The 21,276-nt window shown below is 68.9% G+C and carries 23 protein-coding genes and 3 pseudogenes; 15 read left to right on the forward strand and 11 right to left on the reverse strand.

Annotation, left to right across the window (positions count from 1 at the left end):
• Window positions 1-77: 77 nt before the first annotated feature.
• Entirely contained in the window at window positions 78-1,295 is a 1,218-nt protein-coding gene (locus OG858_RS43965; protein WP_086748991.1) for a PP2C family protein-serine/threonine phosphatase, read from the forward strand.
• Window positions 1,296-1,937: 642 nt separating this feature from the next.
• Window positions 1,938-2,486 carry a DUF1062 domain-containing protein gene (locus OG858_RS43970; RefSeq protein WP_086748990.1) on the forward strand — a complete coding sequence of 183 codons (549 nt, stop codon included), beginning with the start codon at window positions 1,938-1,940 and terminating at the stop codon, window positions 2,484-2,486.
• Window positions 2,487-2,533: 47 nt separating this feature from the next.
• Here the strand turns inward: OG858_RS43970 and OG858_RS43975 are convergent, their stop codons facing one another.
• Window positions 2,534-2,983 (reverse strand): ATP-binding protein, encoded by a 450-nt coding sequence (locus OG858_RS43975; protein WP_319065844.1) that lies wholly within the window; start codon window positions 2,981-2,983, stop codon window positions 2,534-2,536.
• A gap of 327 nt (window positions 2,984-3,310) precedes the next feature.
• Here OG858_RS43975 and OG858_RS43980 point away from each other — a divergent pair, with 327 nt between their 5' ends.
• Window positions 3,311-3,505 carry a hypothetical protein gene (locus OG858_RS43980; protein ID WP_143677193.1) on the forward strand — a complete coding sequence of 65 codons (195 nt, stop codon included), beginning with the start codon at window positions 3,311-3,313 and terminating at the stop codon, window positions 3,503-3,505.
• Window positions 3,502-3,591: pseudogene (locus OG858_RS43985) on the forward strand (anti-anti-sigma factor); the annotation flags it as partial. The gene OG858_RS43980 and the pseudogene OG858_RS43985, both read left to right, overlap by 4 nt.
• A 289-nt stretch (window positions 3,592-3,880) precedes the next feature.
• Here the strand turns inward: OG858_RS43985 and OG858_RS43990 are convergent.
• Entirely contained in the window at window positions 3,881-4,054 is a 174-nt protein-coding gene (locus OG858_RS43990; RefSeq protein ID WP_079024192.1) for a CsbD family protein, read from the reverse strand.
• Between the two features lie 147 nt (window positions 4,055-4,201).
• Between OG858_RS43990 and OG858_RS43995 the strand changes: the two genes are divergently transcribed.
• The gene (locus OG858_RS43995; RefSeq protein WP_086751659.1) at window positions 4,202-4,372 is read left to right on the forward strand and encodes a hydrophobic protein; all 171 of its coding nucleotides are present in this window, start codon (window positions 4,202-4,204) and stop codon (window positions 4,370-4,372) included.
• A 110-nt stretch (window positions 4,373-4,482) separates the two neighbouring features.
• Here OG858_RS43995 and OG858_RS48400 read toward each other — a convergent pair whose 3' ends face one another.
• Together OG858_RS48400 and OG858_RS44000 are read right to left on the reverse strand one after the other, a co-directional pair.
• Window positions 4,483-4,947 (reverse strand): transposase, encoded by a 465-nt coding sequence (locus OG858_RS48400; protein WP_406202072.1) that lies wholly within the window; start codon window positions 4,945-4,947, stop codon window positions 4,483-4,485.
• Between the two features lie 898 nt (window positions 4,948-5,845).
• Window positions 5,846-6,232, reverse strand: coding sequence for a hypothetical protein (locus tag OG858_RS44000; RefSeq protein ID WP_256961193.1), 387 nt, complete (start codon window positions 6,230-6,232; stop codon window positions 5,846-5,848).
• Between the two features lie 1,217 nt (window positions 6,233-7,449).
• Here OG858_RS44000 and OG858_RS44005 point away from each other — a divergent pair.
• Window positions 7,450-8,007 (forward strand): hypothetical protein, encoded by a 558-nt coding sequence (locus tag OG858_RS44005; protein ID WP_328543832.1) that lies wholly within the window; start codon window positions 7,450-7,452, stop codon window positions 8,005-8,007.
• Window positions 8,008-8,095: 88 nt separating this feature from the next.
• Here the strand turns inward: OG858_RS44005 and OG858_RS44010 are convergent, their stop codons facing one another.
• Window positions 8,096-8,386 carry a hypothetical protein gene (locus tag OG858_RS44010; protein WP_319264624.1) on the reverse strand — a complete coding sequence of 97 codons (291 nt, stop codon included), beginning with the start codon at window positions 8,384-8,386 and terminating at the stop codon, window positions 8,096-8,098.
• A gap of 230 nt (window positions 8,387-8,616) precedes the next feature.
• Here OG858_RS44010 and OG858_RS44015 point away from each other — a divergent pair, with 230 nt between their 5' ends.
• Together OG858_RS44015 and OG858_RS44020 are read left to right on the forward strand one after the other, a co-directional pair.
• Window positions 8,617-9,840 (forward strand): phospholipase D-like domain-containing protein, encoded by a 1,224-nt coding sequence (locus OG858_RS44015; RefSeq protein ID WP_319317994.1) that lies wholly within the window; start codon window positions 8,617-8,619, stop codon window positions 9,838-9,840.
• 436 nt (window positions 9,841-10,276) lie between these two features.
• Window positions 10,277-10,702 carry a DUF6003 family protein gene (locus tag OG858_RS44020; RefSeq protein ID WP_086747056.1) on the forward strand — a complete coding sequence of 142 codons (426 nt, stop codon included), beginning with the start codon at window positions 10,277-10,279 and terminating at the stop codon, window positions 10,700-10,702.
• A 441-nt stretch (window positions 10,703-11,143) separates the two neighbouring features.
• On the opposite strand, the gene OG858_RS44025 is transcribed toward OG858_RS44020, so the two are convergent.
• Window positions 11,144-11,659 (reverse strand): YceI family protein, encoded by a 516-nt coding sequence (locus tag OG858_RS44025; RefSeq protein ID WP_086747059.1) that lies wholly within the window; start codon window positions 11,657-11,659, stop codon window positions 11,144-11,146.
• 120 nt (window positions 11,660-11,779) lie between these two features.
• Between OG858_RS44025 and OG858_RS44030 the strand changes: the two genes are divergently transcribed.
• From OG858_RS44030 to OG858_RS44050, 5 genes are all read left to right on the forward strand, one after another.
• Window positions 11,780-12,304, forward strand: a complete 525-nt coding sequence (locus OG858_RS44030; protein ID WP_319065845.1) for a MarR family winged helix-turn-helix transcriptional regulator — start codon at window positions 11,780-11,782, stop codon at window positions 12,302-12,304.
• A 185-nt stretch (window positions 12,305-12,489) separates the two neighbouring features.
• The gene (locus OG858_RS44035; protein WP_046702618.1) at window positions 12,490-12,732 is read left to right on the forward strand and encodes a DUF6411 family protein; all 243 of its coding nucleotides are present in this window, start codon (window positions 12,490-12,492) and stop codon (window positions 12,730-12,732) included.
• Between the two features lie 146 nt (window positions 12,733-12,878).
• Window positions 12,879-13,835: a polyphosphate kinase 2 gene (gene ppk2, locus OG858_RS44040; protein ID WP_319065846.1), complete on the forward strand. Its 957-nt coding sequence runs from the start codon at window positions 12,879-12,881 to the stop codon at window positions 13,833-13,835.
• 96 nt (window positions 13,836-13,931) lie between these two features.
• Window positions 13,932-14,897, forward strand: coding sequence for a YihY/virulence factor BrkB family protein (locus OG858_RS44045; protein WP_086752981.1), 966 nt, complete (start codon window positions 13,932-13,934; stop codon window positions 14,895-14,897).
• A 30-nt stretch (window positions 14,898-14,927) separates the two neighbouring features.
• On the forward strand, window positions 14,928-15,221 hold the full coding sequence (locus OG858_RS44050) for a hypothetical protein (protein WP_086752979.1): 294 nt from the start codon (window positions 14,928-14,930) through the stop codon (window positions 15,219-15,221).
• Window positions 15,222-15,231: 10 nt separating this feature from the next.
• Here OG858_RS44050 and OG858_RS44055 read toward each other — a convergent pair whose 3' ends face one another.
• The 3 genes from OG858_RS44055 to OG858_RS44065 all read right to left on the reverse strand — a co-directional run bounded on the left by OG858_RS44055 (window position 15,232) and on the right by OG858_RS44065 (window position 18,899).
• A complete protein-coding gene (locus OG858_RS44055; RefSeq protein WP_086752977.1) occupies window positions 15,232-16,191 on the reverse strand; it encodes a hypothetical protein in 960 nt (319 codons plus the stop codon).
• Between the two features lie 10 nt (window positions 16,192-16,201).
• Entirely contained in the window at window positions 16,202-17,689 is a 1,488-nt protein-coding gene (locus OG858_RS44060; RefSeq protein ID WP_086752975.1) for an APC family permease, read from the reverse strand.
• Window positions 17,690-18,203: 514 nt separating this feature from the next.
• A complete protein-coding gene (locus OG858_RS44065; protein WP_086752973.1) occupies window positions 18,204-18,899 on the reverse strand; it encodes a type 1 glutamine amidotransferase domain-containing protein in 696 nt (231 codons plus the stop codon).
• 180 nt (window positions 18,900-19,079) lie between these two features.
• On the opposite strand from OG858_RS44065, the gene OG858_RS44070 reads away from it, so the two are divergent.
• Window positions 19,080-19,394, forward strand: coding sequence for a hypothetical protein (locus OG858_RS44070; protein ID WP_319264616.1), 315 nt, complete (start codon window positions 19,080-19,082; stop codon window positions 19,392-19,394).
• On the opposite strand, the pseudogene OG858_RS44075 reads toward OG858_RS44070, so the two are convergent.
• A pseudogene (locus tag OG858_RS44075) lies at window positions 19,358-19,960 on the reverse strand (FtsX-like permease family protein); the annotation flags it as partial. The gene OG858_RS44070 and the pseudogene OG858_RS44075 sit on opposite strands and share 37 nt — an antisense overlap.
• On the opposite strand from OG858_RS44075, the pseudogene OG858_RS44080 reads away from it, so the two are divergent.
• Window positions 19,894-20,391, forward strand: a pseudogene (locus OG858_RS44080) (carbohydrate ABC transporter permease); the annotation flags it as partial. The pseudogenes OG858_RS44075 and OG858_RS44080 sit on opposite strands and share 67 nt — an antisense overlap.
• An 81-nt stretch (window positions 20,392-20,472) precedes the next feature.
• On the opposite strand, the gene OG858_RS44085 reads toward OG858_RS44080, so the two are convergent.
• Window positions 20,473-21,261, reverse strand: coding sequence for an SGNH/GDSL hydrolase family protein (locus OG858_RS44085; RefSeq protein WP_328543831.1), 789 nt, complete (start codon window positions 21,259-21,261; stop codon window positions 20,473-20,475).
• Window positions 21,262-21,276: the final 15 nt, after the last annotated feature.

Consider the following 21,276-nt stretch of genomic DNA (forward strand, 5'->3'; position numbering starts at 1 on the left):
GACCAGGCAATGTCGGCGCATCGGGTGATGTTGCGCAAACTCGGGGAAGAAGTTGCGGCAGCCGATGGGAGGGTGTCGTGGAGGGTGGAGATCTGGAACTGGGTGAGTTGTTGGCCGCCGCGGAGGCGGCCCCGCCCGGTGAGTCCGTCGATGTGATAGCGCACGATCTGCAGAAGCGGCTCGGCGCGGAGCGGGTGTCCTTCCTGTTCGTCGACCTCATCGGTCAGCGGCTGGTACGGCTCGCGGCGGCCGACGACGACGTCGCGGACCGAGCCGAGCCGATCGCCCTGCGGGGCAGCGTCTACGACAGCGTTCTGTGCAGCCAGCGCCAGCATGTGGAACAGGACGGCCAGGGCGCACGACGTGTCGTCACGCCGGTCACCAACCGCGGTGACTGCATCGGCGTTTTGGAGATGACCCTGCAGTCCGCCGACGACGCCGTGCTCCGGCAGGTTCGCGACGCGGCGCACGCGCTGGCCTACATCATCGTCACGGACGGCCGTTTCACCGACCTCTACCACCTGGGCCGGCGTACCACCGAGACCAGCCTGGCCGCGGAGATCCAGCACCAACTGCTTCCCTCGGCCTCCTGCTGCGAGGCGTCCCAGTTCACCCTCGCCGCCGGTCTGGTACCGGCCGACGACATCGGTGGGGACACCTACGACTACACCCTCGACCGTGACACCCTGCACCTGTCCATCACCGACGCCATGGGCCACGACACGAACTCTGCTCTGCTGGCCACCTTGCTGGTCGGCGCGCTGAGACGGGCACGGCGCAGCGGCTGTGACGCCCTCGAGCAAGCCAACCACGCCCACCAGGCCCTGCTGCGCCACAGCCGGGGGCTGGCCACCGGACAGCTGCTGTGCGTCGACCTGGAAACCGGCCTGTGTGAACTGGTCAACGCCGGTCATCCCTGGCCACTGCGGCTGCGCGACGGCACCGTCGAGGAGGTCGAACTCGCCGTCAACCTGCCCTTCGGTGTGGCGGCCCCCATCCCCTACCGCGTACAGGAACTCCAACTGCGTCCCGGGGACCGGCTGATTCTGGTCACCGACGGAATGCAGGACCGCGGTGCCGCAGCCGCCGATCTGGTCTCCGTCGTTCACGACACCCGCGCGCTGCATCCAAGAGAAGTCGTCCGAAGCCTGACCGCCGCGGTGCTTGACGCCTGCCATGGCAACCTCAAGGACGACGCCACGGTCCTGATACTGGACTGGCACGGCAACCATGACCACCATGACCGGGACCACCATGACCGGTCGGCGGATACCAGACCGGGAGCGCAGCGATGAGCCGCCCGCAGTCCGGCACCGCTGCGCCCACCGCCTCCCTGACGGCGCCATCGTCCGGGCCCACCATGGGACTTGGTCGTCCGCCTCGGACTGCTGGTGCTGCTGCGCCGCTGCGGCCGGGCGGACGGGCGCCGGCCCTGGCCTCGACGTCCGCCGGCGCCACCAAAGGGGGAGCGGACCAGCCGCCTCCTGCGCCCACCGCGCTTGACCACGAATCGGCCTGAGAGGCGCATCTCGGCCTCCCGTACGCCGTACGCCGTACGCCGCCGGGTTTCGGATTCATGGAGCGAGTCGACTTCCTGCTCCTCGTGAACGAGCGGTATTCCCACGGCGCACGCCGTGGCCATGAGGTACGACATGCGGGCCCACGTCTTCCACGGCACCGTCACCGGCACCGTCACAGCGATCCGACTCCGGCCTCGTCCATGAACCGCAGGACGGAACCTGGTGGTGAGGCGTTCGAAAACCAGTGGAGCAGCGCCGCGGTAAGCCATTACCGTGCTGCCGAACCAAGTCGTCTGGGCAAGGACGTGCCGTTGTACACCGTGTGAGACCTCCCGAGCGCTGATTTGTCGCGCGTTGCGCATGTGCGCGCCGCGCTCCTTTTTGCTGCGGACTTCTCACTGAAACCGGTGTACTTCTGTGCTCGAAAACTGGGTGGTCGTGCCCACCTGCCTGCCGCTCGTCAGCCGCCGTTGCCACGCATGCGCCTCCGAGCGTTTCCGGGCGAGCGGCAGATTCCGCGTCAACGCGAACCACAAGCTCATCGACGCCTGGCTCCTCGCGCTCTGTACCGCTTGCGGGGAAACCGCAAAGCTCACGGTCCTGGAGCGGATGAATGTGCGCTCCGTGCGACCTGAGCTGCTGGACCGACTGCATGACAACGACCCTGGCCTGACGGCTGAGCTGCTCCAGGATCCGGTCGTGCTGCGCCGTAATCGCATCGCCCTCGACTGGGACGACGCCTGGCGCCTGGACACCGGCGGATCGGATCGACTGGACCGTAGGGTGATCGACGTCTCGGTCCACTTCGCGGCGCGGATCCCTGTGCGGCCGGTGCGGCTGATCGCTGAAGGTTGCGGTCTTTCGCGGGCCGAGGTCGAAAGGCTGGTCAGGGAAGGGAAACTCGTCTCGGCAGTCCGGCTGAGCGGCAAACTCTCCGGAGACTTCGCCTTCATGCTCAAGCGCTGAGCCCCTCGGGACCACGGGCCTGTCCGGCTCGATCCGCCGGACAGGCCCTAGTGGGAGGGCTTACACAGGTGAAGGTGAGCGACGACCTGTTTGCCGGTGTTCAGAGCGATGGTCTGCACCTGGTCGCACAGCCTTGCGACCAGGTGCAGTCCGTGTCCGCCGACGCGGCGGGCGTCGTGTGCTCGCAGTTCGGGCGGGCGGGGGGAACTGTCGCTCACGGCGATGCGGAGCAGGGCGGCATCGGGCGCCACCTCCAGCGCCAGGCCGCCTGGACCGGGGGCGTGGCGCAGCGCATTGGTGACCAGCTCGCTGACGACGAGCTGGGCGTCCTGGCTCGGCCGGTGGTGGGGGTCGTGGCCGGCCTGGGCCAGCAGCGCGCGTACGGCCGTACGCGCGTCGGCGATCGATGCGTCTGCAGTGTGCCAGGCGGCGCTGTATCGCAGGGGCGCTGCGGATTCCTGTTCATCCGATGCCCGGTCTTCAAGCGGGGTGACCATAGAACTCTTCCCGTGGATCGTTCCTTGTCGTTCATCACGAGTTGCCGGTATCGCGTGATTCGCTTACCCGCTGTCGGCCTGTTCATGGGGCACTCAGCGGTCCTGGCTGATCGGTACGGGGCGGATGCCGGCGATCGTGCGCCTCTTGCCCATCGAATGTCGCGTCTGACGCGGCGAGTTGGCCGCTCGCCCCCGGCGAGGACGTTCTACGGGGCGGCAGTGGGGGCGCAGCCGCGGCGGCCGGGAGGAGAGCGGAACCTCGGAGACAGGGCGGACGGATCCCGGCCGCAGGAACACAACATCATCGGCAGTCCGCAGGGGCGCACGGTGGTGCCGGCACACGGGTTCGTCGGCGCCACCACCGTCCTTCGCGGTCACCGACCAGACGCCCTGCCCCCGCAGGCCGTCGTCCAGACCCTGACCGGCCTGCTCCGCAGCTTCGGTGACGGCCTCGACGACTACACCGCCCTGCTCGCCCTCGGCGTACCCGCCCCCGACCCGGGGACTACGGACCCACGATGAGTCCGCTGAAGATCACTACCCGAGACGCCGCCACCGGTCCCGTTCCGGAGATCACGGGCGAACTCGACCACACCAACGCAGCCGACTACGTGAGCTGCGCATCGTCGGCCCCGACCGGATCTCTCCTCTCCACCCGGACAGCCACTCCGCCACCCGGTCCTGACTCCAGCGGTGTTCCTCACCTGCGCGGCCGATCCTGGAGAGGCAGGGGAGAGGCTCGGCGGGGACAGAGCGCGCCTCGCGGGTTTCCCACGCGGCTGGGACGGTGACTGCCGACGACGGACACCTGGAGCGCACTGGGCGTGGGGTACTCGCCGCAGCAGACGAGAGCCTCCCCGGATCCTTTCCGGAGAGGCCCTCGACCGGTACGACGCGTCAGTGCTTGAAGGCGTCCTTGGTCTTTTCCTTGGCCTCACGGGCGTCGCCCTTGCTCTTCTGCGCCTGCCCCTCGGCGGCCATGCGGTCGTTGCCGAGGGCGCGCCCCAGGACCTCCTTGGCCTTTCCCTCGGCCTGCTCGGTCTTCGCCTTGGCCTTTTCGCCGGCAGTCATGGAACATGCCTCCTCACAGCATCGGGTGCCGCTGTCGCGGTAGAGCGTAAAACCGCGTGTGCCCTGGCGAATCCTTCACAAACAATGAATTGCCCAGGAATGGAGAAGTATTGGCAGGGCACACGGAGCCGCAGGAGGTTGATATCCATGGTTCCCCTGCTTCTTGTACTGATTCTCGCGGTGATCCTTTTCGGCGCGGGCTTCGCCCTCAAGATTCTGTGGTGGGTGGCCCTCGCCGTGCTGGTGCTGTGGCTGCTGGGCTTCGTGATGCGCTCCACCAACACCGCCGGTGGCCGCGGCCGCTGGTACCGATGGTGACCTGACCCGCACCACACCCCCACGTAGGGCCCGGCCGTCAACAAGAGATGCTGTTGGTCAATTCGGCCTGGCTGCTTCGCCCCGTCGCTGTGCGGCGGGGCGAAGTGCTGTCAGGAGACTGGTGCGGGTGCGGGTGCGGGTGCGGGGTCGTGGTGTGCTCGTGGTGTGCTCGTGAGCCGGGCGTTGATCCGGATGAGGTTGACGGCGGCGCCGGTGAGCCGGCGCTGGAGGCTGGTGTCACCCAGGCCGCGGTAGTGGCATATGTGCAGGTCGCAGACCTGGACCGCTTGGGAGATGGCGCCTTCGGCACCGGCGCGGATCTGTAGCGAGCCTTCCAGTCGTCTGTGGCCTGGACAGCACGGGCCTGTTGGAGGGCGTGGTTCCTCGCGGGGCCGCAGGTTGAGCTCGCGCTGGATTCCGTTGGGCGAGTTGATGCATCTGGCCCGGTCGGGACAGGGCCGGCAGGGGGTCCGGGAGAACCGGACACGGATCATGGGCAGGCCCTCCTCGGAGCGGTTGACGCGCCACGACGTGGCGGTGTGTCCGTTCGGGCGGTTGTCTGCCCGCTGTCCCAGTCGATGGTGAACGCGGCCTGCGCGTACGGGGCACCGCCGCGGGAGTGCGGGACGGTCACCGCCTTCACCGGCCCGCGGAGATCGACCCCGTGATCACGCTGGGCTGCGGTGAGTGAGCCAGCGTTGGCAGAGCCGGAATCGACCCAGCGATCGCCTGGCAACAAGTCCCGCCGGGCCAGAGACGTTCGGGGTGGGGTTGCCGGGCGAGGGGGCGGGGTCCGGTCCCCTACTGCCGCTGCCGGTCCGCCGAGTTGGTCACCCACGGCAAGGCGACCAGGCGCTTGTTCTCGCCAGGGTCGGCGACGCAGGCCCCGCTCTTTGGGTAACGGGAGTTGGGCGTGGTCGCGGGAGCCGTCCGCACGGTCATATCGGCCCTCGTGCAGTACCCCATCGAGTCCCTCGTGCAGTACCCCATCGAGTGGGGGGGGAAGCTTCACGATGGCTGCGGCGATGTGCTCGGCGTGAGCGTGGCATCGCCTTGAGGGCGCGGTGGGAGTGGCGGGAGTGGTGGTCGTCCACTGGTGACAGGTCGGCTGCCTCCCTGGTGAAAAATCAGGCTGCCCGGCTCGGTCCTGTCCGCCGGTTCGTCCGGCTTGGCCGGTGACGACTCCTGAGCTTCGGCCACCGACGCAGCCGTGAGAACGGGCGCACCACAGCACGCCCTGCCACCGCCCCACAACTGCGGCGGCGGCAGGGCGCGCCCTTCGGAACAGGAGCTGAGATCCAGCGCCAGGCATCGCGAACGTGGGGTTCCTACCGCGGGAGAAGCTCCACGCTGCGAGCCGTACATCCGAGGAATCCGGCACCGCTCCGTTCAGACAGCGGGACCATCCCCTCCCCGTCCTCACCGTCTGGGGAGTCGGTGCCCATGGGGAGTCGGTGCCCTACACCCACACGGTCATGCGCGTTGTTGCGGCTTTTCCCGAAGGGCCGCCCGATCCTCCCGCCCGTCGGACGCAAGCGGCTCCATCGGGCGGCCCTCCAGTTCCCGCTCCCTGGCAGCCAGGGCCCTCGCCAGCATCTTCGCCCGGTACGGGTTCGACGTACCGAGGGCCTTCGCCACCTGCACGGCTTCGTCCAACAGGGCCAACCGTCGCTCAGGCAACTCCCGCACCAGGGGCGACGCGCTTGCCTCCACCAGGACGTACGCCAGCTTCGACCCGTACGTCTCCGGCTCGACCCGTGTCAGAAGACGGTAGATCCACAGCCCCTCGGCACCGCGCACCACCCGCCGGTTTGCACTCAGCAGCCTGACCCTCGCCAGCACGACCATGTCCTGATCCATCGATCCCCTTCGTCACGCCACCCCCCGGCCGGTGCACGTCACACGGTGAGACAGCACGGCGACCGCGCCGACAGCCGAGAACGGTTGCCGACACGTTGGCCGGAGAGTGGATGACGACGAGTCTGGCGCGCGGTACCAACAGCCACAAGAACAAACGGACGTGCGCTGCGTCCTACCGAGAACCGCCTCCGAACAGGCATGATGGACCTGACACTCTCTCAAGGCGCGCCTGTCATGCGCTTTGGTGACGCAACCACGGCATCGCGCGTATTCACCAGGCCCCTCCGAGGCGGGCTGGTCCGCAGTCAACGTGGGCGCGGTCCGCATCGTGTAGGTCGCAGCCCTCCCCGCACCTCGACCCGCCCCCGGGGCCCAGCACGGTGCCCGGATCAGGAAGAACCCCTCGAGTCAGTCCCACTCCATGCGGAGGAGCGCGCGGGGCCGCTGCTGCACGGCCGGGAGGGTTCTGCGTCCGCGCTCGCGGTCGAGTGGATGCGCGAGGATGTCCCTGTCGGTCTGGTGGTGGACGTCGGCCGCCCGGTCAGTGACTCGCGCTGACCGTTTCCGCGCCGCGTTGCCATGCCAGGAGCCCCTGGTGGCGGTCGTCGGTTTCCTCGGTCACCTCGATGGTCACCGCCAGGTCGCTGCCGTAGATGCCGACCCTTGGCGGTAGACCTGGAGCGGGGTGGTGTCCACGCTCCACTTTCCGGTGACGGCGGGGCCGTCCTCGCGGAATCGGAGGATGGCGCCATGGGTGCCGGATGGCGAAACTCCCCACCGATCCGGACGTGATGCCGCGCACGGTCGTCGACATCGCGGCCGCGTCCTTCACGAACGCGCGCGACCTGCTCACCCGTGCTCGGGCTGTCCTCAAGACACCAGTGGCCCACGGCTTTTCCCGTCGCCGCCCTGGCACTTGAGGAGGTCGGCAGGGCGGCGTCTCTCCACCAAGGGCACGTACGAGATCGCGACGCGGCACGAGTCCAAGTCCAAGGGGGTCGACAAGACGACGGACCTGCGCGCAACAGCTCCATCGGCCGCGGGCATCGGACGCAAGAACGACGGCAAGACCAGTGCCGGCACCCGCAGCGAGAAGGCATGCATCAACGCCCAGAAGGATGGCAGCCTGTGGATCATCAAGCGGCAGCCTCGTCAGGAGCAACAAGTGACCTCAGTACTCAGCCAGCGCGTGGCGCCCGTCCTTCTGCTCCTGCCAGGTGGCCTGCATCGGGCTGTTCGCCGTGCTGATCACGACCCTGCCGCCGGACACTGCAGAACTCGACCACACCGACACCTCGGCACTGGACACGGCGTTGCACGCCGCAACCCTGCTCGCCATCGTGGTCGCCCTGCTAGGCGCCGCCACGCTCCTGGCACTGGAGAAGATCCGCGCAGGTACCCCGCGGGCAGTGCGCGCGGGGTGGCTGGGGGTCGTCGCGCTGGGCCAGGGCGCCATCGCCGCACGAGCACTAATCAACATCCTCGGCCAGGACCCTGGACCGGACATCGTGTTCGGTGTCGTTATGGCGGTGACCGCCCTGGGCATCGCCGCCGCCTGCATCAACGAGGCGCGCGGATCCGCACCGATCAGGCCGCACGTCCAGGCATGGACGGCCTCCCCAGTTCATGGCGTCCCCAAGCTTCCAGTGGGGGCGCCACGCGGCTTGTACGGCCCGTACCCAGGCTTCCGGAATCGCCAAGTACGCGATCACGTCCCAGGGACCGTGCACGAACCGCGCCACGGCCGGAACGGCGTCGGTACGACAGACGTGTGAGGCGTGTCGGCCGGCCGGCCGGGGGCTGCGTGGTCGATGTCGATCTGAGCGTGCAGGATGGGCCGCTCGATACCGATCGCGACCGGGTTCATGTCGGGAGGGTTGGCGGTGAGCCGCCGGTAGCGAACCTCGTTGACCAGGTCGTTTCCCGCAGCTGGTGCTCGATGACCGGCAGGTGGGTGGCGATGACCAGGTTGAGCATGTCGAAGACCGCGTCGTTCGCGGGCTTGGTGCCGGTCAGGGACGCGCTGTCGAGGTGGGTACCGGCGAGGAGTTCCCTGAGTGCGACCAGGTCACGCGGCTGCCCGGGTCGCTCTTGTCCGCGGACTTCCTGGAAGCAGGCGATGTCCGCGCGCAGCCGCGTGACCTGCAGCTTCATCAGTGCGATGAGTTCAGCCAGCAACGGGAGCACGCCCGGGGCAGGCCCGTCGCAGTTCGTCCGGGTGACTCCGTGGACCTGGACCTGGAGCGCCGAGCCGGGGCCGCACCTCCTCGCCCGGCCCCGGTGGCCGTGGCCGTGGGCACCGGGGGCCGGCTGGCTCGGCCCACGCAGGACCGGGCACCGCGGCCGCCCACGTTTCCGCCTCGGGTTCCGGGATAGGGGATGCCATGACCAGTACCCAAGAACCGTCCGAGCTGACTCCCCGAGTCCCCGAAGAGCCGTGCACACCGTCCGTCGAGTACCGGATCGCGCGGATACGCCGACGCCTGGAGCGCCTGATAGGGATCGCGGCGACCGAGGGCAACGCCCTCACCCCTCTGCGCAACGGCGACGAGATCTTCGCCGCGATGCTGGACGCGATCCGCCGCGCCGACCACACGGTGGACATGATGACGTTCGTGTACTGGAGGGGCGACATCGCCCGCGATTTCGCCCAGGCGCTGGCGGAGCGGGCCCGCGCCGGTGTGCGGGTGCGACTGCTGCTGGACGGGTTCGGAAGCCGGCTGATCGAGACCGAGCAACTGGAAACGATGGAGCAGGCCGGAGTGCAAGTGGCCTGGTTCCGCAAGCCGCTGTACCTCTCACCGCTCAAACAGAACCACCGCTGTCACCGCAAGGTCCTCGTCGTCGATGAGGAGACCGCGTTCACCGGCGGGGTGGGCATCGCACAGGAATGGTGCGGCAACGCGCGCAACGAGAACGAGTGGCGTGACACCCATGTCGAGGTCCGCGGGCCCGCGGTGGACGGCATGGCCGCAGCCTTCGCGCAGAACTGGGCAGAATGCCATGACGAACTCTTCGATGAACGGGACCGGTTCGTCGAGCACCACCCGCAGGGCAACGCGATCGTGCAGGTGGTCCGCGGATCGGCCAGCTTCGGCTGGCAGGACATGCAGACCCTGATGCGCGTCATGCTGGAATCCGCCGAGGAACGCTTCCGCCTGGCCACCGCCTACTTCTCGCCGGACCCATACTTCGTCGACCTGCTGTGCGGCGCCGCCCGGCGCGGGGTCGGGGTGGAGATCCTGCTGCCGGGGCCATACACCGACAAACGCGTCTGTCAGCTGGCCGGCCAGCACCACTACGAGGACCTCACCGCCTGCGGAGTGAAGATCTACCAGTACCAGCCGACGATGATGCACGCCAAAGTCATCACCGTCGACCGCGTCGCCGCGCTCATCGGCTCGACCAATTTCAACCGCCGCTCCCTCGACCACGACGAGGAGATCATGCTCGCCGTCCTCGACGAGGAGTTCACCGCCACCCTCGACGAACACTTCGAAGCGGACATGACGGTGAGCGAACCGATCCAGGCCGGCCGCTGGAAGAGGCGCTCCGTCCTGCAGAGAGCCAGGGAAACAGCCGTGCAACCCATCCGCCGCTTCCTGTGACCTGACGTTCGCCTCACCGCCGACACATGGGCGCCCGCACGTGCCACGCCAATTTCGTGGTGCCGTGCCACACATCCCAGGACACCGGCGTCAAGCCGCACACTGCCGTGCCGTGCTGTGCCGTGCCGTGCCGAGACGGTGAATCGGCTCGGTGTTCGGATCGGTGTTCGGGCAGTCGCTCCCGTCCGGCAGGGCCCGCCCGACGGTGGAATGTCCGGGCGGGCATCACGCCCTCCAGGCCGACGAGCCGGAGGATGCGCAGCACGAGCTTGCATGGGGTGCGCCGGCGATACATGGCCAGGTCTGCGATACACGGCCAGTACGGCCGGTGAACCGACGCGCCTCACCAGGGTGACTCGGCGCCGGTGAGCCGACGATAATTCGGCCGCGGCGGGGTATTGGGATGTGACCTGCCCCCGTTGAGAGAGAGCCGAGGATGACCGACGACGCCTACCTGTTCCTGCTCGACGACGTGTCCGCACCGCTGGGCGTGGCCCCGGCCGCCGTCGATGACCTCGCGTGCCTCGAGACTCCCGCGGTACGCGCGTGGCTGGACGCTCAGGGAAGCACGCTCACCTCACCATACCTGCGCCTGCTGCCACCGGAGGAGACCGCGGCCATCCCCGAGGGAGCGGAACGGCTGCCCGTCCCGCTGAGCGACGAGGAACTGAGCAGGGTCCGCCACCTGATGGCACCGGAGCCGCTCGCCCAGGTAGAGGAGGAGTTGCTCTCCTACCGAGACTGCGCGGACGGCCGGGACGGCCTGATCGCACGCGCACTGGCCGCCGGCGTGCCACCGCACCGCATCGTCGAACTGACCGGGATGGATCCCGCGACGGTGACCGCTGCGGCGGGCCGCTGACAAGCGGCTGCGCGCAACGCCTACGTCGACACCGTCGGCGACCCGGGCGTGGACGAGAACCCTGCCGGGCGTTCGGGCCCGGCCGAATCGTCCCTCGGCGCAGTTGCGAGCAGGTGGCGCGCTGCTGACAGCTCGTCGGCCCGCCCGTCGAGGCGGACCTTGCCCTGATCGACCAGCCTCAGGAGTGCGGTTCCCATGTAGCTGATGGCCACGTTCGTGGAAGCGTTTCTCCAGCCGTCTGCGCCCCCAGCCCACCGATCCGGGCCATCCGCGCTGAGGCGCACCGGGAATTGGCGCACCGGCACACGTACGTCTCCCACGCATCGGGCACACATGAAACGGCTCGGCTCCGCTCGGGCCGAGCCGTTCACGGTGTGTTGCGGCCAGGTCGGGCCGCCCGGCGCGCACGCTGCATCGGAGGGAGGAGGGGGGCGGCGAGTGTCAGGCGCCGGCTCGGACGAAGCGGAGTGTCGCCGTGATCGTGGCCAGGCCGCGCATCATGCCCAGCTGGTTCCAGCCGATGCCGAACTGCTCGCGGTCCACGGTGAACTCCGCTTCCAGCGTCAGAGCTTCGGGGGTCGCCTCCTTCAGCTTTGCGGTGAGGGAGCGCGACCTGCTGATGCCGCGGACGGTCAGCTGGCCGACGATCTGCACCGTGTCGGTGTCCCGGAGTTCGGCGCTGCGCACCGCGAAGGTGATCTCAGGGTGGTGCTCGACATCGAAGAAGTCGGCGGACCGCAGGTGCTCGTCGCGCTTGGCGCTCTTGGTGTCCAGGGAGGCGGCGTCGAGGGCCACGACACCGACGGCTGACCCGTCGGGCCGGACCTCGCCCTGGCCGCGGACGGTGTCGAAGGCGCCCTTCACGGTGACGAGGCCCCACATCGTCTTGTGCTGCAGGGCGACGGTCGAGGCGGTGGTGTCGAGCTGCCACAGTCCGGTGTCCACGGCGACGGTCATGGTCTTTCTCCAGTCGATCGGATCGGTCAGGTCATCCAAATTTGTATGACTGACGCTAGCCCGTTATCCGAATTTGAACAACCTCGTTCTCCAAAATTGGACAACAGTTACACTTGACCCATGGCCGACCTCGACAAGCACCCTGCTCGCCTGTCCGAATGCCCGTCCGCGCAGGGGGACGGCCTGCTCCCCGCCGAGCTGCACGCCTGGATGCTTCTGCTGGCCGCGACGGGTGCGGTGGAGCAGCGGCTGCGCGCGGTCGTGAAGGATCGGCTCGGCGTCTCCCACGACGAGTTCCTGATCCTGTGTCTGCTGGCCGCGCAGCCCGAGGAGGGCCTGCGCATGACCCGCATCGCGGAGCTCCTGGGCCGCCCCAAGACCCGGCTCACCTACCAGATCGCCTGCCTCAACCACTCCGACCTCATCACCCGCGAGTCGGTGTGCGGCGACAAGCGTGGCATCCAGGTGGCTCTCACCGACAAGGCGCGGCGCCTGCTGAAGGATGCCTCCGATCCGCTCGCCGGGACGGTCATCGACGCGCTCGGTCAGTTCATGGGTCCCGCCCAGAGGGAAGCCCTGCGCGGACTGCTGCCGGATCTCGCCGAAGCGTGTTCCACCGAGCCGCCGGGCCCGGCGCCCGTGTGACCTGTGCCGGCCATCTGATGCACGAGTCGCGGTCATCGTCCGGGTGGGGCCCCACCGGCCACGGCGGGGCTGCCGCCCGGGCGGGCTGTCGTCGGCCGATCGGCACAAGCCGCCCGGGGTGCGGTCACATGGAGAGAGCGTGACGGGGCACTCGTTCCCTCCCGACCAGTCAAGGGAGCCGACTCGTGATCGTTGCCGCAGTTGTTGGAGTGTGTGTGGTCCTGGCCGTGCTGGCCTTCTTCGTCCCGCGTCTGTCCCGTCACCCCGAACGCGGCACACAGCGTTCGCTCGGCGCGGGATCGAGGGCCGGTGGCAAGGCGCCCGGTGTCCTGGGCCGGCTTCTCAGCAAGCCGTTCCGGACGAGCTCCCGCGCCGTGTCCCGCAGCGGATCGGCCGGCCGTCGTACCCGTGGCCGCATGCCCTTCTGATCCTCCGGGAGGTCATGCCGACCGGTGTGCCCGTCCGGGGCCGGTGAGGTCTCCACACATCCACTGTCGGCACCGATTCCTGTCCTGGACAGCCGACGGGCACCCACACCGATACTGGGTACAGGGGCTCACGCGAGAGTGGTGCGATGAACGCTGAACAGGCCGACAAGCTGCTGGACGGGCTGACCGTGGACACCAGCCGACAGGAGCGGCCGGTCCTGCTGGACGGGACGGGCCGCCCCCTCAAGACCTGGCGCGAGAACCATCCGTACGGCCGCAAGGTCGGTCGCACGGAGTACGAGCGGCGCAAGCGCGTCCTGCAGATCGAGCTGCTCAAGCTCCAGAGGTGGGTCAGGGACACCGGCGCGCGCGTGATCGTCGTGTGCGAAGGGCGCGACGCGGCGGGCAAGGGTGGCACGATCCAACGCCTCACCGAGCGGCTCAACCCCCGCGGCGCACGAGTGGTGGCACTGGACAGGCCCACCGAGCGGGAGACGGGGCAGTGGTACTTCCAGCGGTACATCGCACACCTGCCGACGGCTGGGGAGATCGTCTTCTTCGACCGTTCCTGGTACAACCGGGCCGGCGTGGAGCGTGTGATGGGCTACTGCTCGAAGGACCAGTACGAGCTGTTCCTCGAACAGTGCCCGGCCTTCGAGCGGATGCTCGTCGACGACGGCATCCTGCTGGTCAAGTTCTGGTTCTCCGTGTCCCGCGCCGAGCAGCGCACCCGTTTCGCCATCCGGCAGGTCGACCCGGTGCGCCAGTGGAAACTCTCCCCCACCGACGTGGCCTCGCTGGACCGGTGGGACGACTACACGGAGGCCAAGGTCGACATGTTCCGGGCCACCGACACCGAAAGCGCGCCCTGGACCGTCGTCAAGAGCAACGACAAACGTCGCGCCCGGCTGGAGACCATGCGCAGTCTGTTGTCGCGCATCGACTACACCAGCAAGGATCCCGAGGCGGTCGGCACTCCGGACCCGCTCATCGTCGGCGCCGCCAACACCCTCCTGGAGCCCGGGGAGGAGGACACCACCCTTTCGCCGACTCCTCTGTCCCACCGCACCAGCGGGCCCGGCAGCCACCCTGAATCCACCTGACGGCCGACTGTCGCACTCGTTCGGCTGTACGGTTCTCCCGGCGGCAAGATCGCGTTCTTCGTCCGGCCGTAGGAACCACAGGAGGAGACGTTCTCGATGGGGACCGTCGTGCACGTCCCGCAGACGCGGGACATGATCGGGGACGAGCTTTCCGGAGACGAGGCGCTCACCGCGCTGAGGCACTACGGAGGCCGCCGACTGCTCCTCGACGCGTTCGCCCGTTTCCGCTACGCCGACGGCTTCACCAACTCCCGTTCTCTCGCGTTCCAAGTGGTCGTGGGCCTGGTGCCGTTCACCATCGCGCTGGTCGGCGTGGCCACCACCGTGCACACGGAGAGCGTGGGGCGGATCATCGAACTCACCCTGGGCCAGATCGTGCCGGGCGCCAGTGCGAGTCTGGTCGAGGACGCTCTGGACGCCACCGCGCGCAGCGCCGGTTCAGGGGTCTGGAACGCCGTCGCCATGTGGCTGGGACTGGCCTTCGCCGTCCTCAACCTCGCCTCGGCGATGGGCCAGGTCGAGCGAGGCGCCAACCGCATCTACGGCATCGAACGCGACCGGCCGTTCCTGACCAAGTACGGGCGGTCCCTGCTCCTCGCCCTCGCAGCGGGCATGCCGATGGTCCTGGGGTTCCTCGTGCTCGTCGCGGGGGATGCCCTCGGGAACGCGGTGGTGGAGGCCCTCGGCCGGCCCCGGGAGCTGCTCGACTGGTGGAGGCCCCTCGAAGTGCCACTGGGAGTGGCGCTCGCCTGGGTCGCGTCGGCGGTGATCTTCCGCTGGGCCCCACGCAGGGACCAGCCGGGCTACACATGGCTCGCGTTCGGCTCGGCGGTCCACCTGGTGCTGTGGGTCACGGCCACGTGGCTGCTGGCGCTCTACGTGGCCGAGAGCGGATCGTTCGGCGCCGTCTACGGACCGCTGACGGCGTTCGTCGCCCTGCTGCTGTGGGCCAACCTGACCGGTGTGGCGCTGTTCCTGGGCATCGCGTTCGCCGCTCAGCTCGAAGCGGCGCGGGCCGGAATCACCGAGGCCGTGCAGCCGGATCCAGGGCCGGGGCCGTGACCCCGGACGGTGGGATGTGCCCTGCGGGCGATGCCACTGTCCTCGCCCACCCAGGTGGTCGACGCTGCCGCGTCCCCCCTTCCCGGACGCATCGAGCTGGTCGCCGGACACGGCTCGTCGACCATCACGTTCCCGTTGTTCGACCACAACGAGCACGACCACGACAAGCACGACCACGACGTGCTGTACACCTCCAGACTCGACCTCAGCCAGGATGGGGTGCATCGCGCGGTCGAGTTGGGGCTGCCGATCCGAAGCGCTGTTGCGTCACCGTGGATATTCTCCGCCGCCCGTCCCCGTCGCCGAACATGGGCCGCCCGATGACGTCGGCACCTCAGCCGCGTGGCAGGGAGTCCTTGCGCCCCTTCGTGAACTGGCGCACCGGGTCGCCGGTGTAGGACCACGGGGTGCGGGTGGCGTGCTGTCCGATGATGTTGAAGAGTGATCCGGCGATGTCCGTCAGCCCGGCCGAACAGGCCGCGTGCGTCAGGTAGTTGAGGTCGCGTATCTCTCCGGGGGGAGGGGGACCCTCCGCTCGTCCGGTGATCCAGCGCTGCCAGGTGCGCCGTACGTCGCTGGCGGCGCCGTCGTGGCTCCAGTGCTGTCCCATGCCGACACCGGCGGGCCGCACCCGGCTCTCCTCCTGGAGGGTGCGGTACTCCTCGACGCGGGCGTACTGCACCAGTACCGGCAGCGGAGACCCGGCCGGGGCCACACCGGCCGCGTCCCGGGCGAAGTCGTACATCAGGCCGTGCGAGCCGTGCCAGCGCGACGAGTAGTAGTGCAGCACCTGGAGGTGGCCCTCCACGCTGAACGGGTCGCGGTCGTACAACTCGTCCCACCAGCGGGCGAGTTCCTGGCGGCGCACCCCGCCGCTGTAGAGCCGGGCCACGGAGATCAGGGAGATCCAGGGCGTCGGGTCGTCGGGGTACGCCTCGGCGGCCTCGAAGCAGGCCACCGCCGCGCTGTCGATGCGCCGCGGATCGATGGGTACGCCCCGGCCCGCGGCGATGGCCAGGTTGAAGGCCCGCGCCGTTTCGGTGGCGGCCCGCAGCGTCAGGGCATCGGCGCTGCGGGGCTCGGCGGCGAGCCAGGACTCCACGGTCGAACTGCCCGCACACGCCTGCGCGAGCATGCGGACCCGGTGGCCGCGGGCGACCCACGCCGGGCCGGTCCTGCGCAGCAGGTCCCGGGGGCCCTGCCAGCGGCCGATGACGATGTCCTGCCGGGCCGAGGTGAGCGGCGCGTCACCACAGTCGGAGTCGAAATCGGGAGTGAATCGTTCTCGCGCCATCGGGTCCCTCTCAGAAGTCGGTCGGGAGACCCTCATGGGCATGGGACCGTCCGGCCGCCGCCGCGGCGACCGCGGCGTCGCCTGCGGCGGCATCCGTCTCGACGGCCTCGGCGGCGTCGAGCGGAGCGGGCCGGTAGTACTCGCTGCCCTTCCGCCAGTACCAGAGCATCGGAATCACACCGACCGCGAGGCCGCCGAGACCGATCGCCACGGACGCACTGCTCAGCTCTCCCAGCGACTCGATGAGCACCCAGAACATGAACAGGGCGCCGAACAGTGGCCACAGCCCGCCGAAGACGAAGTTCGACACGGACTTCAGCAGCATTCTGCGGTAGGCGACGACCACCGCGAGGCCGGCCAGTCCGTAGTAGACGGCGATCTGCAGACCGATCGCGGAGATGGCGTCGGCGAGGATCTCGCCGACCGAGCCGAGGGCGTTGGAGGCCACGAACATCACCAGCGCCACACCGCCCACCACGGCGATGGCCACGTAGGGGGTGTTCCAGGTGCGGTGGACGCGGCCGAGGGCCTCGGGCATCGTGCGGTCGCGGCCCATCGCGAACAGGGAGCGGGTGACCTGGATGAGGGTGGTCTCCAGGGTGGCGATGGTGGACAGCATCACGGCGACGATGAGCAGCTTGCCGCCCAGGCCGGGCCATACCTCCTCGCCGAGCACCGCCAGGACGTTGGCGTCGTTCTCCTGGATCTGGGTGTCGGTGAGGATGACGTTGACCGCGATGGTGAAGACCTCGAACAGCAGGAAGACGATGCCGACGCCGATCAGGCCGGCGAGACCGGTCGTGCGGCGGCTGTCGCGGGTCTCCTCGCTGAGGTTGCTCGTGACGTCCCAGCCCCAGTAGTAGAAGGCGGCGATCAACGCACCGGACGCGAAGCCGCTCACCCCGTCGAACTGACCGAAGCCCAGCCAGGACCATTCGAAGGATCGGGCACTGTCGCCGTGCAGCAGCGCGAGCACGGCGAAGAGGGCCAGGATGACGAGTTCCACGCCCGACATGACGAGCTGGGCGCGGACGGTGAGGCGGGCGCCGCCGAGGACGACGAACAGCATGACCAGGAACCAGAAGGCGCCGACCGCCGTCGCCAGCGCGGTGTTGTCGGCCAGGTCCGCGTCGAAGAGGGACAGTGTCATCGCGCCCGCGGGCAGTGAGCCGGCCACCATGAAGATGGTCGCGGAGATCACCAGGGCCCAGCCGCTGAGGAACCCCAGGAAGGGGTGGAGCGTGCGGCCCACCCAGGAGTAGCTGGCCCCCGCGTTGACGTCGATGCGGCTGAGGTAGCTGAAGGCCAGGGCTATGCCCAGCATGGGTATCGCGCAGTACAGCAGCGCGGCGGGGCTCGCGAGGCCCACCGCACCGACGAGGACGGCGGTGGTCGCGGCGATCGAATAGGCGGGCGCGCTGCCTGCCACCGCCATGACCACCGTGTCGAACGTGCCGAGGACATTGGCCTGCAGCCCTCTGCCCCTGTTGTTGCTCATCGATGCGCTGCCTTTGTGAGGGCACGACGGACGGACGCCATGGGCCGCCGGCGTGGAGGACTTGGGGGTGACGCTGCCTCGGGCCCGGAGGGGGAGGGCTACGGGCCCGGGGCGGAAACGGAGGAGCGCATCGTACGCCAGCAATCGGCGACCGAATGATCACACCGTGTGTGCGAGTGATGATATCCGCGTTGTTTGATGGTTCAAGATTGACTGGTGGGTAATGTTCTGAGTTGGTGAAGATTTCACCGTCCCGGCCATGGGCCGCCCGCCGGGCGGCTGGCCTGGAAATGGCGGCCTCGCACATGGTTCGAGCAGGGCGCCCGCACTCGCCTCCGGACGGGCCGCCGCAGCGGCGGCACGGGCATCGTATGAGCAGGTGGACCGACCGGCGACGGGCTGGTCGGCCCGGCCATCTGCTTCGCGCGGCGATGGTTGGGGGTGAGGACTGCGGGTGTCCTCGGGGAAGAAGGTGCCTCGATGTGCTGTCAGATCGTTTGCGGGGCTGGTTCCCTCAGCTGAGCTGCCGGACGACCGCTTCCGCGACTGCCTTGGCGCTGCCGGGGTTCTGCCCGGTGATCAGCCGGGCGTCCTCGACCACATGGGTGGCGAAGGGCTTCTCGGCGATGCTGTAGACCGCTCCGAGTTCCTTGAGCCGCTCCTCCAGGCTGTACGGAACGGCCTCCGCCCGCTGAGCGAGTTCCTCCTCGCGCCAGGAGAAACCGGTGACATTCTTGCCCTTCACCAGGGGATCGCCATTGGTCAGCGTGACATCGAGCAGGCCGCACGGCCCGTGGCAGACGGCCGAGACGATCCGCCCGCTCTCGTAGAAGCGCGCGACGAGGGTTTCCAGGGCCTCGCTCTGGTGGAAATCGAACATCACGCCGTGGCCCCCGGTGAGGTAAATGGCGTCGTAGTCATCGACCTCGATCTGCGCCACACCGATGGTGTGCCGCAGCTTGTCCATGAACTTGCGGTCGGCGTACCGCTTGTCGGTGCCGAGGTCACCGAGGACGTTGTGGGCGAGGCTCTCCGGGTCGATCGGTACGGGACCGCCGTCGATGCTCGCGATGGTGAGCTCGAAGCCGGCCGCTTCGGCGACGTCGTAGAAGTGGGTCAGTTCACCCAGCCACAGGCCGGTGCGGTATCCGACGGTCCGGTACTCGCCGGCGCTGGTGACGATGACAAGAATGCGGTTCGTGCGGGACATGCGTGTCCTTCTGTAAGGGGCATGTGATGGGCACTGCGCGAGCCGATCCCGCTGCTCATCTCTCTGCCCGGTTTCGTCCATCTGTCGTGGGGTCAGGGACATTCCATCCTCTCACCGGCTACTCGGTGCAGACGCCTGCGGAGGTGCCCTTTCCGCCGTGCGGTCGTAGTGGATTCGGCAGTGACGAAGCGGGTGATCGGGAAACCAGCGGCAGAAGAAGACGCGGCAGAGATGACGCGGCAGAAGAAGACGCAGAAGAAGACGCAGAAGACGACGCAGAAGAAGAAAAAGCAGCAGAAGAACTTGAGCCCTGTCGTGCAGCGTACGAACGACGGGCTTCCACGCCTGGGGCATATGCGTCAGCAGGACTGTGCTTGGGAGTTGTTCCGAACCGGTGCGGTGGTTGAATTCAGCGGCCGACCGCAGCGAAGACGGCACCCGGTGGAGCGCGAAGCGCGTTACGTCACCGCGCTGAGTGTGTCCGCGAGGCGGTGACGGGAGGTGCGGGCCGCGGGGAGAGCCGCGAGGGCCAGGGCGCCCAGTACCGACGCCGCCCCGAAGGCGGACAGCGCCAGGGGGGAGGGGCCGTGCGCGATGCCGGCCCCGATGCCGCTCGACCGGCCCTGGGCGTCGATCAGCCAGTGCGCGAGGGGGATGCCCAGCGCGAGGGCGACCCCGATCGCGGCCAGGGCGGTACAACCCGTGGCCGTGACGGTGATCGCGGTGATCTGGCGCGGCGACAGTCCGACCGCCTTGAGGGCCAGCAGATCCCGTTCGCCCTCGCGCAGGGTTCCGCCGATGACGGTCAGCAGCTCCACCAGCCCGATGAGCGCGAGAATGCCAAGCAGACCGACGACGACACCGCGCAGCGGCGACAGTCCGTCGGCGGGGTTCGTCACGGCGTGTACGTCCAGCTGTCCTCGGCCCGCAACGCTGGTCAGGTCGGCGGCGACCCGGTGCGGATCCGCGTCGGCACGCAGACGGATCTGGTGGAGCGTGGGCCGGAGTTCCGGGTCGTTCTCAGATCGGTCTGCTGCCGGTGGCCAAACTCTTCGGCCAGCTGGGGCTGTTCGGCACGGTCCCGGGTGTCGTCCTCTTCCACGTCTCGTACGGAGTGCCGTTCGCGATCTTCCTGCTGCGGAACTACTTCGCCGAGATACCGCGGGAGATGCTGGAGGCGGCCCGCATGGACGGGGGCGGTGAGTGGCGCATCTTCACACGGCTCGTCCTGCCGGTGGGGCGGCCCGCCCTCGCGAGTCTCGCCATCGTCCAGTTCCTGTGGGTGTGGAACGACATGCTGGTGGCGCTGCTGTTCGCGGACAGCTCGGCACAGCCCCTCACGGTAGTACTGCAGTCACAGATACGGCAGTTCGGCAGCAACATCGATGTGCTCGCACCGGGCGCGTTCCTGTCGCTGATCGTGCCGGTGGCCGTGTTCTTCGCGTTCCAGCGGCACTTCGTGCAGGGGGTCATGGCGGGATCCGTGAAGTAGGACAGGTGACATCCCGGACAGTTCAGCGCCGGACAGCTCAGGCGCCGGAAGTTCAAGCACCGGACGGGTGAAGCTCCGGGCTCAGGCCGCGTCCTGGAGCTTCACCGGACCCGCTTCCGGCCTTTTGGCCGAGCAGCCGTCGCCCGACGACCGTCCGCGCAGTCGCCGCCACAGCCACGGCCCGAGAAAGTCCACCGCCCAGCGCACCTCGACGCCGACGGCCCGCAGGGCGGGGACGGGAGGCCGGGGCGGCAGGGACTCGGCCCAGTCGCCGTGGCCCGGCAGGCCGAGCGTGTGGGCCATGCCGGAAGCGATCCTCGCGTGGCCCAGCGGGCTCGCGTGCAGCCGGTCGTCGGCCCACAGCCGCGGATCGGTGGTGACCGGGTGCGCGAAGACGTCCAGGACGAGGACACCGTGCCGCTCCGCGGTGACGCGCAGGCGGGTGTTGAGGTCGAGGATGCGGGGGAGCACCCGGCGCGCGAGCGGCGAGACCTTGCCCAGGTCCGGGAAGGTCACGGTGGCGACCCGGGTGCCGGACTCGGTGAGACGGGCGAACATCTCGTCGATGTCGGCGATGACCGACGCGGCGTCGAAGCCGGACCGCACCAGGTCGTTCATTCCGGCCATGACGGTCACCAGGTCCGGCCGCAACTCCAGTGCCGGGCGCAGCTGTTCGGCCCTGATCTGTGCGGCCGTCCTGCCGCGTACGGCGAGGTTGGCGTACGCGAGGCTCGGTTCCTGCCCCGCCAGGGCTTCGGCCAGCCGGTCGGCCCAGCCCCGGTGTCCGCCCGCCGGGTCGGGGTCGCCGAGGCCTTCGGTCATGCTGTCGCCGATCGCCACGTAGCGCCGGTAGGGGTGCGGAGCGGTCATGGCGAGAAGCCTACG

The sequence above is a fragment of the Streptomyces europaeiscabiei genome, from assembly GCF_036346855.1.
Lineage (GTDB): Bacteria > Actinomycetota > Actinomycetes > Streptomycetales > Streptomycetaceae > Streptomyces > Streptomyces europaeiscabiei.

What these genes read in the sequence shown, in the direction of transcription:
- OG858_RS44085 (WP_328543831.1), bottom strand. Translation starts at nt 21,261, where the DNA reads ATGACCGCTCCGCACCCCTACCGGCGCTACGTGGCGATCGGCGACAGC.
- OG858_RS44015 (WP_319317994.1), top strand. Translation starts at nt 8,617, where the DNA reads ATGACCAGTACCCAAGAACCGTCCGAGCTGACTCCCCGAGTCCCCGAA.
- OG858_RS44045 (WP_086752981.1), top strand. Translation starts at nt 13,932, where the DNA reads ATGGGGACCGTCGTGCACGTCCCGCAGACGCGGGACATGATCGGGGAC.
- OG858_RS44000 (WP_256961193.1), bottom strand. Translation starts at nt 6,232, where the DNA reads ATGGATCAGGACATGGTCGTGCTGGCGAGGGTCAGGCTGCTGAGTGCA.
- OG858_RS44065 (WP_086752973.1), bottom strand. Translation starts at nt 18,899, where the DNA reads ATGTCCCGCACGAACCGCATTCTTGTCATCGTCACCAGCGCCGGCGAG.
- OG858_RS44055 (WP_086752977.1), bottom strand. Translation starts at nt 16,191, where the DNA reads ATGGCGCGAGAACGATTCACTCCCGATTTCGACTCCGACTGTGGTGAC.
- OG858_RS43990 (WP_079024192.1), bottom strand. Translation starts at nt 4,054, where the DNA reads ATGACTGCCGGCGAAAAGGCCAAGGCGAAGACCGAGCAGGCCGAGGGA.
- OG858_RS43975 (WP_319065844.1), bottom strand. Translation starts at nt 2,983, where the DNA reads ATGGTCACCCCGCTTGAAGACCGGGCATCGGATGAACAGGAATCCGCA.
- OG858_RS44010 (WP_319264624.1), bottom strand. Translation starts at nt 8,386, where the DNA reads ATGAAGCTGCAGGTCACGCGGCTGCGCGCGGACATCGCCTGCTTCCAG.
- OG858_RS44030 (WP_319065845.1), top strand. Translation starts at nt 11,780, where the DNA reads ATGGCCGACCTCGACAAGCACCCTGCTCGCCTGTCCGAATGCCCGTCC.
- OG858_RS44050 (WP_086752979.1), top strand. Translation starts at nt 14,928, where the DNA reads ATGCCACTGTCCTCGCCCACCCAGGTGGTCGACGCTGCCGCGTCCCCC.
- OG858_RS43995 (WP_086751659.1), top strand. Translation starts at nt 4,202, where the DNA reads ATGGTTCCCCTGCTTCTTGTACTGATTCTCGCGGTGATCCTTTTCGGC.
- ppk2 (WP_319065846.1), top strand. Translation starts at nt 12,879, where the DNA reads ATGAACGCTGAACAGGCCGACAAGCTGCTGGACGGGCTGACCGTGGAC.
- OG858_RS44060 (WP_086752975.1), bottom strand. Translation starts at nt 17,689, where the DNA reads ATGAGCAACAACAGGGGCAGAGGGCTGCAGGCCAATGTCCTCGGCACG.
- OG858_RS44020 (WP_086747056.1), top strand. Translation starts at nt 10,277, where the DNA reads ATGACCGACGACGCCTACCTGTTCCTGCTCGACGACGTGTCCGCACCG.
- OG858_RS44025 (WP_086747059.1), bottom strand. Translation starts at nt 11,659, where the DNA reads ATGACCGTCGCCGTGGACACCGGACTGTGGCAGCTCGACACCACCGCC.